This is a genomic window from Lysobacter sp. Root690, assembly GCF_001427785.1.
GTDB lineage: Bacteria > Pseudomonadota > Gammaproteobacteria > Xanthomonadales > Xanthomonadaceae > Lysobacter.
Map to the genome: position 1 here is coordinate 88875 of NZ_LMHM01000002.1, position 16314 is coordinate 105188.

The 16314-nt window shown below is 67.2% G+C and carries 8 protein-coding genes and 2 riboswitches; of the genes, 4 read left to right on the forward strand and 4 right to left on the reverse strand.

Annotation, left to right across the window (positions count from 1 at the left end; translation table 11 throughout):
- Window positions 1-26: 26 nt before the first annotated feature.
- Window positions 27-2306 carry a 5-methyltetrahydropteroyltriglutamate--homocysteine S-methyltransferase gene (gene metE, locus ASD86_RS04320; protein ID WP_056107345.1) on the reverse strand — a complete coding sequence of 760 codons (2280 nt, stop codon included), beginning with the start codon at window positions 2304-2306 and terminating at the stop codon, window positions 27-29.
- 186 nt (window positions 2307-2492) lie between these two features.
- Window positions 2493-2676: riboswitch (cobalamin riboswitch) on the reverse strand.
- 381 nt (window positions 2677-3057) lie between these two features.
- Between metE and ASD86_RS04325 the strand changes: the two genes are divergently transcribed.
- A complete protein-coding gene (locus ASD86_RS04325) occupies window positions 3058-4200 on the forward strand; it encodes a hypothetical protein (protein WP_082578058.1) in 1143 nt (380 codons plus the stop codon).
- A 233-nt stretch (window positions 4201-4433) separates the two neighbouring features.
- A complete protein-coding gene (locus tag ASD86_RS04330; RefSeq protein WP_056107349.1) occupies window positions 4434-6584 on the forward strand; it encodes a TonB-dependent siderophore receptor in 2151 nt (716 codons plus the stop codon).
- Between the two features lie 82 nt (window positions 6585-6666).
- Here ASD86_RS04330 and ASD86_RS04335 read toward each other — a convergent pair whose 3' ends face one another.
- The 3 genes from ASD86_RS04335 to ASD86_RS04345 all read right to left on the reverse strand — a co-directional run bounded on the left by ASD86_RS04335 (window position 6667) and on the right by ASD86_RS04345 (window position 10869).
- Window positions 6667-7023 carry an acyl-CoA thioesterase gene (locus tag ASD86_RS04335; protein WP_235567664.1) on the reverse strand — a complete coding sequence of 119 codons (357 nt, stop codon included), beginning with the start codon at window positions 7021-7023 and terminating at the stop codon, window positions 6667-6669.
- A 272-nt stretch (window positions 7024-7295) separates the two neighbouring features.
- Window positions 7296-8315: a ribonucleotide-diphosphate reductase subunit beta gene (locus ASD86_RS04340; protein WP_056107354.1), complete on the reverse strand. Its 1020-nt coding sequence runs from the start codon at window positions 8313-8315 to the stop codon at window positions 7296-7298.
- A gap of 190 nt (window positions 8316-8505) precedes the next feature.
- Window positions 8506-10869, reverse strand: a complete 2364-nt coding sequence (locus ASD86_RS04345; RefSeq protein WP_235567671.1) for a ribonucleoside-diphosphate reductase subunit alpha — start codon at window positions 10867-10869, stop codon at window positions 8506-8508.
- A 406-nt stretch (window positions 10870-11275) separates the two neighbouring features.
- Window positions 11276-11559: riboswitch (cobalamin riboswitch) on the reverse strand.
- 123 nt (window positions 11560-11682) lie between these two features.
- Here ASD86_RS04345 and ASD86_RS04350 point away from each other — a divergent pair.
- Together ASD86_RS04350 and ASD86_RS04355 are read left to right on the forward strand one after the other, a co-directional pair.
- Window positions 11683-14460: a DUF2339 domain-containing protein gene (locus ASD86_RS04350; RefSeq protein ID WP_056107357.1), complete on the forward strand. Its 2778-nt coding sequence runs from the start codon at window positions 11683-11685 to the stop codon at window positions 14458-14460.
- Window positions 14457-15842: a DUF3999 domain-containing protein gene (locus ASD86_RS04355; protein ID WP_056107360.1), complete on the forward strand. Its 1386-nt coding sequence runs from the start codon at window positions 14457-14459 to the stop codon at window positions 15840-15842. Before ASD86_RS04350 ends, ASD86_RS04355 begins: the two co-directional genes overlap by 4 nt.
- Window positions 15843-16314: the final 472 nt, after the last annotated feature.

Below are 16314 nucleotides of genomic sequence, written 5' to 3' on the forward strand. Positions count from 1 at the left end.
CGTCCGGCTGGCTCAAGACCCGCGTATCAGGCCGTCGCCAGCGCCGCTTCGCGCAATCCCTGCGCCGCCCGCACCATCGCCTGCAACGCCGCGCGTACTTCCGGCCAGCCGCGGGTCTTCAATCCGCAGTCCGGATTGACCCACAACTGCGCCGGATCGAGCACCTCCAGCGCCTTGTCGAGCAACTCGCGCATCTCGGTTTCGCTGGGCACGCGCGGCGAGTGGATGTCGTACACGCCCGGGCCGATACCGTTGGGATAGCGATAACGCGCGAACGCGTCGAGCAGTTCCATGCGCGAACGCGAGGTCTCGATCGAGATCACGTCGGCGTCCAGCGCCGCGACCGCTTCGATGATGTCGTTGAACTCGGCGTAGCACATGTGGGTGTGGATCTGGGTCGTGTCGCCGACGCCGCTGGCGGCCAGGCGGAACGATTCGCCGGCCCAGGCCAGGTACGCCGGCCAGTCGGCGCGACGCAGCGGCAGGCCTTCGCGCAGCGCCGGTTCGTCGATCTGGATCACCGCGATCCCGGCCGCTTCCAGGTCCAGCACTTCCTCGCGCAAAGCCAGTGCGATCTGCCGGCAACTGTCGGCGCGCGGCTGATCGTCGCGCACGAACGACCACTGCAGGATCGTCACCGGCCCGGTCAGCATGCCCTTGACCGGACGCGCGGTCAGCGATTGCGCGTAGCGCGTCCATTCCACCGTCATCGCGCGCGGCCGCGCCACGTCGCCGAACAGCACCGGCGGCTTCACGCACCGCGAGCCGTAGCTCTGCACCCAGCCGTGCGCGGTGAAGGCGAAACCGTCGAGTTGTTCGCCGAAGTATTCGACCATGTCGTTGCGTTCGAACTCGCCATGCACCAGCACGTCGATGCCGAGCGCTTCCTGCTCGCGCAGGCAGTGGGCGGTCTCGTTTTCCAGAAACGCCTGATACGCCGCGTCGTCGAGCTTGCCGGCCTTGTGCTCGGCGCGCGCGCGCCGCACCTGCGCGGTCTGCGGAAACGAGCCTATGGTGGTGGTCGGGAACAGCGGCAGGTTCAGGCGTTCTTGTTGCAGCTGCGCGCGCTTGGCGTACGGCGACACGCGCCGGGCCATCGCCGGTTCGACCGCGGCCAGGCGCTTGCGTACCTGCGCATTGCGCAGCAGCGGCGAGGCCAGACGCGCGGCGCGCGCGCTGGCGGCGGAGGCGAGATCGCGCGCGGCTTCCGCATCGCCGCCGAGCACGCCAGCGAGCAGATGCAGTTCTTCGATCTTCTGCTTGGCGTAGGCCATCCAGTGGCGCAGCGGCGTGGGCAGTTTGCGTTCCAGTTCGATATCGGTCGGCACGTGCAGCAGCGAGCACGACGGCGCCAGCCATGTGGCCCGCGCGCCGGCGCGACGGGCCAGGCTCAGCGCGGCGTCGAGGTCGGCGCGCCAGATGTTGCGGCCGTCGACCACGCCCAGGCTCAGCGCGCGTTGTTCCGGCAGCAGCGGCAGCAGGCTTTCGAGCTGCTGCGGCGCGCGCACCAGGTCGACATGCAGACCTTCCACCGGCAGTTGCGCGGCGAGCGTTGCGTTGTCGCCGAGCGCGCCGAAATACGTCGTGAGCAGGCGCTGCGGCGCATCGACTTCGGCCAGCGCGGCATAGGCGCGACGGAACGCGGCGCGGTCGGCGTCGTCCAGGTCCAGGGTCAGGGTCGGTTCGTCCAACTGCACCCACTGCGCGCCGGCCGCCTTGAGCTTGGCCAGCAGTTCGGCGTAAGCGGGCAGCAGCGCGTCGAGCAATTCGCGCGGGTCGCCGCCGTCGTTGCGCTTGCCGAGCTTGAGGAACGACACCGGGCCGAGCAGCACCGGCCGCGCGTCGAGTCCCAACGCCTGCGCCTGGGCCAGTTCGGCCAGCGGCTTGTCGCCGCGCAGGGCGAAACGCTGGCCGGGTTCGAACTGCGGCACCAGATAGTGATAGTTGGTATCGAACCACTTGGTCATTTCCAGCGCGCGCAGATCACGGCGGCCGTCCTGCACGCCGCGGGCGAGGGCGAAATAGCCGCCCAGCGGATCTTCTTCGAACGCCGAGCGGTGCGAGGCCGGAATCGCGTCGAACAACACTGCGTTGTCGAGCACGTGGTCGTAGAGCGAGAAATCGTTGCACGGCACGACGTGCGCGCCGGCGTCGTGGGCGAGCCGCCAATGGCGTTCGCGCAGCGAGGCGGCGGTGGCGTGCAGCGACTGGGCCGGCGTGTCGCCTTTCCAGAACGATTCCAGGGCCAGCTTGAGCTCGCGCCGCGCGCCGATGCGCGGGAAGCCGAGGTGGGTAACGCTGATCATGATGAGTACCTGCGATGCGTGGGCATGACGCAGGGCAACGAAGGAAACCACGGCCACGCCGGCCCGGCGCGATCAGCGCCCGGCTTCGCCGCGAACCTTGGCTTCGACCTTCGCCCCCGCGGGCGAACCGGCACCCGTCGCGCCGCGTGCGGGCACGCGGCGGTGGGATACCGGAGTCGGGCGGAAGGCGAACCTTCCGGTCGCGGCAGGTCTTCGGGCTCGGGACATGGGGCGCGAGCCCTTTGCCTACTGAGGCCGCTTCCCAGGCTGATCGCCCAGTGCCAAGACCCGTTCGTTTCCCATACCGCTGCGGGGCAGCTCCGGATTCGCACCGGATTCCCTCTGGCCGGCCGCGGCGGTTGCCTTGGCCGGCGTGTCCCATCGCTTTATCTTTATGAAGCGATGTTCACCGTAACGGCGCCAAGGTACGCAGCGGGACCGGTGAAGTCAACGGGACCGATTGAATCACTCGGCGCGGCGCGATCGTTGGATGCGGTTCGCGGCGGCGGCGAAGCCGCGTGGGCCGCCACGGGTTTGCGCGTCATGGCCCCTGCGCCAGCGCGCGCGAATCGGCCGGTTTTCTGCGGCTGGCGTTCATGCGCGGCCGCCGATGATGAAGGCCGTCTGTCGCCTGGTTGCGCGCACGTCGTCGTTGAGCTTGGCGATGGCTGCCGCTAACGTTTGCATTGGCGCAAGATGCGTGGCGCGGGCCAGGACGGTCCCGCGCGATCCCGACTCCCATGGGTGGAACATGCTTTTCAGATGGACGTTGCTGTGGCTGCTATGCGTGCTCGGGCTGACCGCCTGCGGCAAGGACGCCGTGCCGCCGCCGGGCGCGGCCGAGCCGATGACGCTCGGCAGCCAGAACGAGACCCCGAAGGTCGCGCCGGCGCCGCCGAGCGAGGCCGAGATCCTGCGCGGCACTTACTGGCCGCCGGCCAAACTCGACGGCGGCGTCGCCCGGATCAGCTGCGAATACGACTACCCCAGTTTCGGCGAAGGCGAACGCCTGACCTCGCTGGATTTCTTCAGCCTGGTCGACGCGCTGTCGCCGTGCCAGGCGCGCGGCGTGGTGCGATTGCGTTACCAGGGCAAGATCGGCGCGGGCTTCACCGCGCTGGTGCAGCGGGTCGCGGCGATGGCCACGCGCATGGAAATCCAGACCCGCATTCTCGACATCGATTCCAGCGGCGGCCACGTCGAGGAAGCGATCCGCGCCGGCGATTCGATCGCCGAATCGGGCTGGGCGATCTGGGTGCGCGACGGTTCGGTCTGCCACAGCGCCTGCGTGCTGGTGCTGGCGGCCGGCGACACCCGCTCGGTCGAAGGCAAGGTCGGTATCCATCGTCTGATGCGCGACCGCTCCACCGCGACCTCGCGCGCCGAACTCAGCCGCGAACTGCGTTCGATCAATCAGCAAGTGCGCGATTACCTCGAACGCAACGGCGTCGCCACCAGCGTGTCGGACCTGATGATGACCGTGGCCAATCGCGACCTGCGCATCCTCACCCCGGACGAGCTCAAGCTGTTCGGCTTGGACGGCACCAACGCGGCCCAGGACGATCTCGACCGGATTCGGTTGACCCGTAAGTGCGGCGACGATTTCGTCCGTCGCCGCGAAGCGTTCCGCCGCGCTTTCGATGCCCAGTGCATGGCCACCGGCAAGAATTTCGAATCCATGCCCGAATGCGCCCGGGATCTGCAGGGCGAATACGGTTTCCCGGACAAGGCCTGCCCGTCCGACAGCCCGGCCGATCTGTATGCGCGCGATCTGCCCGACCTGCTGCCGTTCGAGGAAGAGGCGGTGAGCAACGAGGCCAAGGCCGCGGGCGATGGCGTGAAGGGCGCCGAGAAGGGCGCGGCGAAGAAGTCGGGCGCCAAACAGGTCGACTAAGGGATCGGGCTCGTTGCTGTGCCGTTGATCTGACTCGTCTGTGCACCAAGCACTGAAAAAGTAATTCGGCGCCGAGTCGAACAGGCACGCGGCATCGTTGCCGCGGCCACGCGAGCCGACGCGCAAAGCGATTCGCACTTGCGATCCCGTCGCGTGGCCCGGAAAATCGCCGCCTGTACCAGCCAGAGCACGCCTGCCGGGCTCGAGCCATTCGCCCTCGCAGGAGTTTTCCGATGTCCGCCCTCCCTTACCGGCCGGCGCCGACGCGTCTCGCGCTGGCCCTGCTGTCGTTGTGCTCGTTGTCCGTGTCGCCGTCGCTGGCGTTCGCCGCCGAATCGCCTGCCGACTCCGCGGCCGAAGCGCCCGCTGATTCGCAGGTCCACCAACTCGACCAGATCCAGGTGCGCGGCGTGGCCGGGCCGAAATTCGGCGCCGAGCGCAGCCGCAGCGCGACCAAGACCGACACCGCGCTGATCGAAATCCCGCAGGCGATCACCGTGCTGCCGCGCGCGTTGATCGACGCCCAGGGTGGCCGCTCGCTCAACGAGATGCTGGCGCTGGTGCCCGGCGTCGGACTCAACAACGGCGACGGCCAGCGCGATCAGGTCGCGATCCGCGGCTTCAGCGCGCTCGCCGATCAATACCTCGACGGCGTGCGCGACGACGCCATGTACTACCGCGATCTGGCCAACGTCGAGCGGATCGAAGTGCTCAAGGGCACCGCGGCGATGCTGTTCGGCCGCGGCTCCTCGGGCGGCTTGATCAATCGGGTGAGCAAGCAGCCGCTCGATACCGCGCAAGGCAAGCTGCGCCTGTACGTCGACAGCGAAGGCGGCCGTCGCGGCGAGTTCGACCTGACCGGCCCGCTCGGTCCCGGCGCGGGCCGCGTGGTCGGCGCGATCGAGGATTCCGAGACCTTCCGCGACCAGGGTTTCATCGAACGCTGGCTGATCGCGCCGTCGTACCGGTTCGAACTCGGCGGCGGTCAATTGCTGTTGCAGGCCAGCGCGCAGCGCGACGAACGCGTCACCGACTTCGGCATGCCGAGCCTGTTCGGCCGGCCGGTCGACATGCCGATCGATACTTACTACGGCTCCAGCGATGCGCGCCACGACGATTACAGCCGCGCCCGCGTCAACATCTTTAACGCGACCTACAGCAAGGCGCTGAGCGAACAACTCGACCTGCGGGTGAGCTTGCGCGGTACCGACTACGAGCTCGATCGCCGCAACACCTTGATCAGCGGCAATCCGTTCCTGCGCGACGGCCGCTGGCTGTCGGCGCGTCGCCACGCCGGCAATACCCGCGACCAGCAGGCGTGGTTCGCTCAGACCGATCTGGTTTACGAGGGCGAGCGGCATCGTCTGCTGATCGGCAGCGAGCTCAGTTACGAGCGCAAGGACCAGGCGAGTTATGGCGGCGTCGCCACGCCGATCGACCTGTTGAATCCGCTGCTCGACCGGCCGCGATTCAATCCGCGTCCCGAGGCCGCCGCGCGCAGCCGGCTGCGCAACGCCGCGTTGTATGTGCAGGACCAGATCACCTTGAGCACGCAGTGGAAGGCCGTGGTCGGCGCGCGTTACGACGATTACCGCCAGCAGACCCGCGATACGCTCAATCGCGCCGCGCCCGCGCTGGATCGCAGCGATCGCGAATGGAGCCCGCGCCTGGGCCTGATCTGGATGCCGAGCGCGCAGCAATCGCTGTACGCGAGCTGGGGCGAGTCGTTCCAGCCGTCGGCCGAGAGCCTGCCGCTGAGCACGGTCAATGTCGATCTGAGCCCGGAAACCACCTCCAACCGGGAGATCGGCTACAAGTTCGCGCGCGCCGACGGCCTGCTGAGTTTCGACGTGGCCGTGTTCGAAACGCAGCGCGAACACATCAAGACCACCGATCCGGTCGACCCGCGCCGGCAGATCGGCGTCGGCACCCAGCGCACGCGCGGCGCCGAGGTCGGGCTGGCCGCGTCCTTGCTCGATCAGCGCCTGGATCTGTACGCCGGTTACGCTTATTTAGACGGCGAGATCACCAAATCCAACAACGTCGCCAGCGGCGTCGCGTTCCAGGGCCGCACCTCGCCGTTGACCCCACGCCACAGCGCGTCGGTGTATGCCGAGTACGCATTGGGCCGCGGTTTCAGTGTCGGCGGTCTGGCCCAGCACGTCGCGATGCAATACGCCGCGCCGACCAATCTGAGCGTGCTGCCGGCGTTCACCCGCTTCGATTTCAACCTGCGCTACCAGACCGGCCCGTGGGATTGGCGCCTGCGTTTGGAGAATGCGTTCGACAAACGCTATTTCGCTTCGGCGCATGGTTCGGTCGACGGCTTCAACGCGCCGGGCGCGCCGCGCACGCTCAGCTTGACCATGGACTATCGTTTCTGAGCAGGCATCGGGGTTTCGGCTCCGAGGCGGACGTTCAAGCGAAGGCGCGACTCGGCCGCATGTGTGCCGTCGCGCCGGACGGTCAGCGCGCCAGCGGCGGCACCGGCGTGGGCTTGCCGTCGATGCCGAGCGCGATCATGGTGAAGCGGCCGCGCGTGGCGAGCTGGGAGTCGCCGGTAAGCAAGTCTTCCTTGTGCATCTCGACCTCGACCTGCATCGAGGTGCGGCCGGTTTCGACCACCCGCGCGACCAGTTCGACCAAGGCGCCCTTGGGCACCGCGGTGTGGAAATCGATCTGCTCCGAGCGCGCGGTGACCACGACCGTGCGCGCGTAGCGCGTGGCGGCGATGAAGGCGGCCTTGTCCATCCACGCCAGCGCCTGTCCGCCGAACAGCGTGCCCAGATGGTTGGTGTGATCGGGGAACACGATCTCGGTCATGCGGGCTTCGGTCATGGGGCGAGAAGTGAGTTCGGAGGAGTGAGGAGTGAGTGGGAGCGGCGAGAATCGGGCGGACGAAGCGAGGGCGAGTAGACCGCTTTTTTGCCTCTACTCACTCCTTACAAGCTAGGAGTGAGTGCAGAGGAGTGAGGAGTGAGTGGGGAAAGGCGAAAGGCGAAAGCCGACGAATCAGAACGAGGAGCGAGCAGATGCTCTTGTTTTTACTCACTCCTCACTTTTCTCAACTATTTTTTTGGTTCTATTTTCTGGCTTCAAAACGCCTCGTCAAACGCCACTTCACCCTGCACGCCGACCTGATACGCCGAGACCCGGCGTTCGAAGAAGTTGGTCACTTCCTGCACGTCCTGCAGGTCCATGAACGCGAACGGGTTGGTCGAGCCGAAATGCTTGGGCATGCCGAGCTGGGCCATGCGCTGGTCGGCGCAGTATTCCAGGTACTGGCGCATGTCCTTGAGTGACAGTCCGACCACGCCGCCGGACAGCACGTCCTGGGCGAACTGGTATTCGCAGTCCACCGCGTCCTCGAACATCTTCACCACCTGTGCGCGCAGGTCGGCGTCGAACAGGTCGGGCTCTTCCTCGCGCGCGGTGCGGATCACTTCGAACGCGAACGCCATGTGGCAGCTCTCGTCGCGGAACACCCAGTTGGTGCCCGAGGCCAGGCCGTTGAGCAGGCCGCGCGAACGTAGGTAGTACACGTAGGCGAACGCGGCGAAGAAGAACAGGCCTTCGATGCAGCCGGCGAAGCAGATCAGGTTGAGCAGGAACTGGCGGCGCTGCTCGCGCGTCTCGATCCGCTGCAGACCCTGGATCGAATCCATCCAACGGAAGCAGAACTCGGCCTTGGCCCGGATCGAGGCGATGTTCTCGACCGCATCGAACGCCTTGGCGCGCTCGTTCGGATCGGGCAGGTAGGTGTCGAGCAGGGTCAGATAGAACTGCACATGCAGCGCTTCCTCGTACAGCTGCCGCGACAGGTACATGCGCGCTTCGGGCGCGTTGATGTGCTGATACAGGTTCAGCACCAGATTGTTCGACACGATGCTGTCGCCGGTGGCGAAGAACGCGACCAGGCGCTCGACCAGATGCCGTTCGGCCGGGCCGAACTTGTGCTTGAGGTCGTTGACGTCCTGGGAAAAATCCACTTCCTCGACGGTCCAGGTGTTACGGATCGCGTCGCGGTACATCTCGTAGAAATGCGGATAGCGCATCGGCCGCAAGGTGAGATCGAAACCGGGGTCGAGCAGCAGGCGGGTTGAATCGGTGGACATGGTGGTTCCTTAGATATTGCAAGCCTTTTTCGCGAGCGAAAAGGCATGTTTCTCCCTTCTCCCGCTGGCGGGAGAAGGTGCCCGAAGGGCGGATGAGGGCGCGCGCGATGGTCGATAACGGCGCGAGCTGGGCGGTACGGTTGCCCTCACCCCGGCCCTCTCCCGCACGCGGGAGAGGGAGCAGAGCTTGTTACTGACAGGCTTCGCAGGACTCGGGATTTTCCAGCGAGCACGCGATCGCCTCGCTGGCGGTGAACTCCACCGGCACCAGTTCGGGCTTCGGCGTCGCCGCGACCGGCGCGCTGACCGTGGTCTTGGCGATCTTGGTGGCCGGACGCGAACGCAGGTAATACGTCGTCTTCAGGCCCTTCTTCCAGGCGTACATGTACATCGAGCTGAGCTGGCCGATGTTCGGGCTCTCGATGAACAGGTTGAGCGACTGGCTCTGATCGATATACGCGCCGCGCTCGGCGGCCATGTCGATCAGCGAACGCATCGGCAGCTCCCACGCGGTGCGGTAGACCTGACGCAAGGCCTCGGGCACTTCGGTCACCGACTGGATCGAACCTTCGGCCATCTTGATCCGGTCGCGCATCTCGGCGGTCCACATGCCGAGCTTCTTGAGTTCCTCAACCAGGTACTTGTTGACCACCAGGAAGTCGCCCGACAGCGTCTCGCGCTTGAACAGGTTCGACACCTGCGGCTCGATGCATTCGTAGCAACCGGCGATCGACGCGATCGTCGCGGTCGGCGCGATCGCGATCAGCAGCGAGTTGCGCAGGCCGTGTTCGGCGATGCGCTTGCGCAGTTCGTCCCAACGCTCGGGTTGGGACGGGGTCACGCCCCAGGCTTCGAACTGCAGTTCGCCGACGCTGGCGCGGGTGTCGTCGAACGACGGGTGCTTGCCGTGTTCCATCGCCAGTTCGTTCGACGCCGACAGGGCGTGGAAGTAGATGGCTTCGGCGATCTCCATCGCCAGCTTGCGCGCCGGCTCGGAATCGAACGGCAGGCGCAGCTTGAAGAACACGTCCTGCAGGCCCATCGAACCCAGGCCGACCGGACGCCACTTCAGATTGGCGCGGCGCGCGGTTTCGATCGGATAGAAATTCAGATCGATGACGCGATCGAGCTGGCGCACGGCCAGGCGCACGGTTTCGGCGAGCTTGTCGAAATCGAACGCGCCCTTGCCGTCCTCAAACATCTCGACGTGATGCGAGAGGTTGATCGAACCCAGGTTGCACACCGCGGTTTCGTCCTGCGAGGTGACTTCCAGAATTTCGGTGCACAAGTTCGACAGGTGGATGACGTTACCGTCGCGCAGGGTCTGGTTGGACGCGCGGTTGGACTTGTCCTTGAAGTTCATCCAGCCGTTGCCGGTCTGCGCCAGGGTGCGCATCATCCGGCCGTAGATGTCGCGCGCCTTGACCTTCTTGGCGGCGAGACCCGCGGCTTCGGCGGCGTGGTAGGCGCGGTCGAAGGCTTCGCCCCACAGGTCGGTCAGCTGCGGCACCTTGGACGGGTCGAACAGCGACCAGTCGGCATCGGCCTCGACCCGGCGCATGAATTCGTCGGGAATCCAGTTGGCCAGATTGAGGTTGTGGGTGCGGCGCGCTTCGTCGCCGGTGTTGTCGCGCAGTTCGAGGAATTCTTCGACGTCGGCGTGCCACGGCTCCAGGTACACGCAGGCCGCGCCCTTGCGCTTGCCGCCCTGGTTGACCGCGGCGACCGAGGCGTCGAGGGTCTTCAGCCACGGCACGATGCCGTTGCTCAAGCCATTGGTCGAACGGATCAGCGAGCCGCGCGAACGGATGCGCGTGTAGCTCAAGCCGATGCCGCCGCTGAACTTGCTCAGTTTGGCCACGTCCATGTAGCGCTTGTAGATGCTTTCCAGCGAGTCGTCGGGCGAATCGAGCAGGAAGCAGCTCGACAGCTGTTCGTGGGTGGTGCCGGCGTTGAACAGGGTCGGCGAGGACGGGATGTAGTCGAGCTGCGCCATGCGGCGATACAGCGCCAGCGCGTCGCTGACGTCTTCGCTCAGTGCGCAGGCGATGCGCAGGAAGAACTGCTGCGGCGTTTCGATGACGGTGCGCGCAGTCGGGTGGCGCAGCAGGTAGCGGTCGTACAGCGTGCGCAGGCCGAAGTAATCGAACTTGGCGTCGAGGCTGCGGTCGATCGCGTCGTTGAGTTTGCGCGCATTGGCCTGGACGAAGGTCACCAGGCGCTCGTTGATCAGGCCCAGCTCATGGCCGCGCTGGATCGACTGCGAGAACGCATGGATCTCGATGCCGGCGACTTCCTTCTCGATCACGCCGGCGAGCAGGCGCGCGGCGAGACGGCCGTATTCGGGTTCTTCCGCGGTCAGCAGGGCGGCGGTGCGGATCGACAGTTCGTCGAGCTCCTGGGTGGTCGCACCGTCGTACAGGCCGGAGATGGTGCGGGTGGCCACGCGCATCGGGTCGATCGAATACAGGTTCTCGCCGCTGCGGGTCACCGCGCGCACGATCTTGTTGAGGTCGACCGGTTCGCGACGACCGTTGCGCTTGGTCACGCTCATGGTCAGGTTGGCGGCGGGCGGGGTCAGGGCGAAACCGGGCGCGGCGTCGTGCGCATCGCGGGCAACGGGTTTGGCGGGGGCGGCGGGGACGTCCGCGACGGGGGCGGCGGACGGATCGGTTGCGAGCGTGGTCATGAGCGTTACTCCGGGGCGTGGATGCACGGTGCGGAGACGCCGACGCACCACCGACGACGAACCGCGCGCGCGGCGTCACCGATGGCACGGCCGTGCCCCCGCGGGCGGGAATCTCGGAGCTTGCTGGCTGGGTGTCGCGCGGCCCGAGACGCGAGGTCCGGGACGGCCGCTCCGCGCATCGCGCCGGAACGGACGGGCGCGACGGTGGACCGTCGTGCCGCGACACCGGCCGTCTTCCTCCGAAGACTCCTTAGGGCCGGGACCGCGCGGTGTGCGACGCGCGGCTGTCGGCAGGTCTTCGGGCTCGGGACCCGGAGCGAGAAACGGGCAAAGAGAAGTGAGCGACGAGGGGTGACCCGTATCTCACTTTTCTTTGCCCGTGTCCCGTTCCTCCTACCAGGATCGCTTCCCAGGCGTACCGCCCAGTGCCATGACCCTTTCGTTTCCCATACCGCTGCGGGGCAGCGCCGGCTTCGAAGCGCGCGTGAGCGCGATTCCTACCGGCTTCCCTTTTCAGCCGACCTCGCGATCGGCACCGACGAGCACAACATAGTGTGGTTACGCGATTTCGTCAACGCGATATGTGGTAGATGAATCGTGTATATAAGGAGTGAAGGCAATGCTTCCCTACACCTCACATCGGTGTAACCTGCCCGCCATAAGGACTGGGGAACTGTGATGGAAGCACTGCTTGTGTTGTTGGGACTGGGTTTGCTGCTGGTCCCGGTTCTGCTCATCGTCGCGCTGGTCCAGGTGTCCGGACTCAAATCGCGGGTGAGCGAACTCGAACGCCGCCTCAGCCAGGCCGCGCCGGCCCCGTCGGCCCGTCCCGCGCCGGTCGCGCGCAGCCTCGATGACGAGACCCTGGCCGAGCGCATGGCGCGCGAAGCGCCGCCGCCGCGACCGCAGGCGACCGTCTCCGAGGCCGCCGTCCCGCCGCCCGCGCGCGTGGCGCCCGAAGCGCCGCTGGCTGCCGCCACCGCGTCTTCGCCGCCGCCGTTGCCGCCCACACCGGGGTCTGCCGCGCCTGCCGCGCTGCCTCCGCGCTCGCCGCCGCGCCCGATCCCGCCGCGTCGGCCGGCCGCGCCGGTCGAGCCGGACGTGTTCACCCTCGGCGTGCGCTGGGTGCGGCGCTGGTTCACCGAGGGCAACGTGCCGGTCAAGGTCGGCATGCTGGTGTTGCTGGCCGGCGTGGCCGCGTTGCTCAAGTACGCCAGCGATCAGGGCTGGATGCGGGTGCCGATGGAGTTCCGCCTGGCCGGCATCGCGATCGCGGCGATGGCCGGGTTGGTGTTCGGCTGGCGCCAGCGCGAACGCAAGCGCATTTTCGGCCTGAGCCTGCAGGGCGGCGCGATCGGCGTGTTGCTGCTGGTGGTGTTCGCCGCGTTCAAGCTGTACGGCATGATCCCGGCCGGCGCGGCGTTCGCGATCAGCGTGGTGCTGGTCGCCGGCGCCGGGGTGCTGGCGGTGAAACAGAACGCGCTGGCCCTGGCGGTGTTCGCGATACTCGCCGGTTTCCTCGCGCCGATCTGGCTGTCGACCGGCTCGGGCAACCACGTCGCCTTGTTCGGCTACTACGCCGTGCTCAACGCCGGCATCTTCGCGATCGCCTGGTGGCGCGCGTGGCGCATCCTCAATCTGCTCGGCTTCGTCTTCACCTGGGGCATCGGCAGCTTGTGGGGCGTACTCAAGTACCGGCCGGAACATTTCTCCACCACCGAGCCGTTCCTGCTGCTGTTCTTCGCGTTCTACCTACTGATTCCGGTGCTGTACGCGCGCCGCCGCGCGGCTGGACGCAAGGATCTGATCGACGGCTGCCTGCTGTTCGGCACGCCGTTGATCGCGTTCACCCTGCAGGCCGGGTTGCTCGAAGGCGACCGCATGCCGCTGGCGTTCTGCGCGCTCGGCCTGGGCGCGATCTACGCCGCGCTGGCGTGGTGGCTGCGTCGCGATCAACGCTTCGTCGCGCTGGCGACGCCATACGCGTTGTTGGCGGTGGGGTTCGCGACCCTGGCCGTGCCGCTCGCGCTGGCCGCCGAAGCCACCGCCTGCGTGTTCGCATTGGAAGGCGCGGCGCTGATCTGGCTGGGCCTGCGTCAGCAACGCTGGTTGCCGCAGATGACCGGCATGGGCTTGCAAGTGGCCGCGGCGCTCGCCTTCATCATCGGCGCCAGCGATTCGGTCTGGGACAGCGACACGCCGCTGCTCAACGCCAACTTCGCCGGCGCGCTGCTGATCTCGCTGGCCGGTTTCGCCAGCGCCTGGAGCTACCGGCGCAGCGCCGACCGCACCCCGGCCGCGCTGTTCTACCTGTGGGGCATGGCCTGGTGGCTGGCGGCGACCGGCAGCGAGATCGCCGACTTCGTCGCCGACCGCAACAGCGCCGATGCGGTGCTGATGCTGACCGCGTTCACCGGCTGGATCGCGTCGGAAGTGTTCCGTCGCCATGATTGGCGCGCGCTGTCGGCGACCAGCACGTTGGCGATGCTCAGCAGTCTGCCGCTGCTGTTCATCCAGATCGACCAACATCAGCAGCCGTTCGCGGCGCTGGGCTGGCTGGCCTGGGCGCTGTACGCGCTGTTCGGCGCGCGCAGCCTGCTCAACCTGCGCGAACGCGCCGGCGGCGAGCTCGCGGTCGCGCATCTGGGTTGGTTGTGGTCGTGGGCGCTGGCGCTCGGTCTGAGTTTGTTCCGCCTGCTGCGGATGTCGGTGGACGACGGCGTGGCCAACTTCGGTTCGGGCTGGACCGCCTCGGCGCTGCTGTTGCCGATAGTGATCATGGCCGCGCTGACCTTGTGGCGTCCGAACCTGATCGCGCAACCGCTGGCCGCGCGCTTCGCGCAATGGCGCTCGGTCGCGATGACGTTGTTCGTCGCCGCGCTGGTCGCGGTGATCGCGCTGGCCTTGACCACGCCGGCCAATCCGCATCCGGTGATGTGGCTGCCGGTGCTCAATCCGCTGAGCCTGCTGCAACTGGCGACGCTGGTGCTGGTCGGTGCGTGGCTGGCATCGCCGATGATCGACCCGGCGGTGCGCGCGCGCCGCGTGCCGTTGCTGGCGCTGGCCGGCTTCGTGCTGATCACCGTCGAAGTGCTGCGCACCGCGCACTTCTGGGGTGGGGTGGCGTGGGATGCGTCGATGTTCTCGACCAGCCTGGTGCAGACCAGCCTGACCGTGGTCTGGAGCGTGCTCGGCGTGGCCGGCTGGATCGCCGGTTCGCGCCGTGGCCAGCGCATCCTGTGGATGGCCGGCGCGGTGCTGATGGCGGTGGTGCTGGTCAAGCTGGTGTGGATCGATCGCGTCCACCTGGGCAATCTGCTCGGCATCGCCTCGTTCATCGCTTACGGCCTGTTGTGCATGTTGGTCGGTTACTTCGCGCCGGCGCCGCCGAGCAAGCCCGACGATTCCGCCGCTCGCCCGGATGGCGAAGACGATTCACGAGAGGTCCAGGCATGAAGCGTTGTGTCCGCAACGGTGTGTTGATCGCAGTCGCCGTGCCGCTGCTGGCGCTGGCCGGCGCGCGCGAGGACTACGCCAGGCAATGGCCGTTGAGCTTGAGTCGCGACGATGCCGGCGCGTATCGGGTGGTGCTCGACGACAGCGTGTACCGGCAGACCCACAGCGCGCAGTTGCGCGACATCGACGTGCTCGACGGCAGCGGCGTGCCGGTGCCGGCGGCGGTGTTCACGCCCGAGCAGCCGTTGGCGCGCGCGCCGCAACGCGTGCAACTGCCGTGGTTCGCGCTGCCGGCGTCGCCGTCGGGATCGAGCACGCAAGGTTGGGAACTGGTCAGCGAGATCGAAACCGACGGCCGCCTGCGCCGGGTCGAAGCGCGCAGCACCGGCAGCGACACCAGCAAGCTGCCGCAGACCTCGCTGTTGCTCGACGCCAGCAAGCTGCGTGCGCCGATCCTCGCGCTGGAACTGGAGTGGGCGCCCGGCGCCGCGTTGGATGCGGCGTATACGGTCGAAGGCAGCGACAACCTCGATCAATGGCGCACCTTCGCCAGCAGCGGCCGCCTGGTCGATCTGCAACGCGGCGGTCAGCGCCTGGTGCAGCGGCGGATCGTGTTCGATTCCATGGGCGAACAAGCGCGTTATCTGCGCCTGACCCCGCAGGATCCGAAGTCGGCCGCGCAGATCAGTGGGGTCAGCGCGGAACTGGCGACGACCGCGGCCAGTGCGCCGCTGCAATGGCGCGAATTGAAGGGCAAGCGGATCGAGCAACGCGACGGCAGCGTCGCGTTCGAATACCAGCTCGACGGCCGCTTTCCGATCCAGCAGGCCGACGTGGCCTTGCCCGGCAATCACGCGCTGGAGTGGCGCCTGGACAGCCGCGACGACGCCGAGCAGGGCTGGCGTCCGCAGGCCGGGCCGTGGATGGCGTATCAGGTCGCCGGGCAGGGTCAGGGCGACCGGTCCGCCGCGCGTCAACTGGCCGACACTACCCGCGACCGTCTGTGGCGCTTGCGCGCGAACGGCGCGGTGCCGGGCGAACCGGTGTTGCGTCTGGGCTATCGGCCCGAGGTCGTGGTGTTCCTCGCGCAGGGCGCGCCGCCGTACGCCTTGGTCGCGGGCAGCGGCCGCGCCACGCGCGCGGAGTCGCCGCTGGCGCATTTGATCGAGGCCTTGCGCAAGAGCCGTGGCCAGGACTGGCAACCGTCCGACGCGAGCCTCGGCGCGAGCGCGGTGCTGGCCGGCGATGCGGCCTTGGCGGCGCCGGAGCCAAAGCGCGATTGGCATTCGTGGGTGCTGTGGGCGGTGCTGGTGGTGGGCGCGCTGTTGGTGGCGGGGTTTGCGTTCACTGTGTTGCGCACGAGTAAGCCGCCGGCGGATTGATGGGTTGGTGGCGTGGATTTCGTCTGGAATGAAGCAAACGGCGCATCCTCATGCGCCGTTTTCTTTTGGTGGCGAGGGATCATCTCCGCGGTTATTTCGGACAAGTTGCATGTTCTTGCTCAGCGTGAAGCCAAGAAGTCTGGGGACGTCATCCTCGACGCTTTGTCATCGATCGCGAGAAACCTTCGTCCGGTGGCTTTGAGCAAGAAGTCGCCGGTCACCAAACCTCGGCGCATGGTTCGCAGCACCCCTGTAGGAGCGGCGCGAGCCGCGACCGCGCCATTACACCCACGTCGTAACCTGCGTCGTAGTTGAATTCCTGCGGTCGCGACTTGCGTCGCTCCTACAGGTAGGCCATGCAGCTTTGCTTTTGCTTGAAGTCGCGCAGTTCATCCAGCGCTGCGACGCTTGTAACTCGCGTTAGCAACAGCACACCCGAAGGGCGGCGTGCAGGATGCACGCCGTGCGCTAC

What these genes read in the sequence shown, in the direction of transcription:
- metE (WP_056107345.1), bottom strand. Translation starts at nt 2,306, where the DNA reads ATGATCAGCGTTACCCACCTCGGCTTCCCGCGCATCGGCGCGCGGCGC.
- ASD86_RS04325 (WP_082578058.1), top strand. Translation starts at nt 3,058, where the DNA reads ATGCTTTTCAGATGGACGTTGCTGTGGCTGCTATGCGTGCTCGGGCTG.
- ASD86_RS04330 (WP_056107349.1), top strand. Translation starts at nt 4,434, where the DNA reads ATGTCCGCCCTCCCTTACCGGCCGGCGCCGACGCGTCTCGCGCTGGCC.
- ASD86_RS04335 (WP_235567664.1), bottom strand. Translation starts at nt 7,023, where the DNA reads ATGACCGAGATCGTGTTCCCCGATCACACCAACCATCTGGGCACGCTG.
- ASD86_RS04340 (WP_056107354.1), bottom strand. Translation starts at nt 8,315, where the DNA reads ATGTCCACCGATTCAACCCGCCTGCTGCTCGACCCCGGTTTCGATCTC.
- ASD86_RS04345 (WP_235567671.1), bottom strand. Translation starts at nt 10,869, where the DNA reads ATGAGCGTGACCAAGCGCAACGGTCGTCGCGAACCGGTCGACCTCAAC.
- ASD86_RS04350 (WP_056107357.1), top strand. Translation starts at nt 11,683, where the DNA reads ATGGAAGCACTGCTTGTGTTGTTGGGACTGGGTTTGCTGCTGGTCCCG.
- ASD86_RS04355 (WP_056107360.1), top strand. Translation starts at nt 14,457, where the DNA reads ATGAAGCGTTGTGTCCGCAACGGTGTGTTGATCGCAGTCGCCGTGCCG.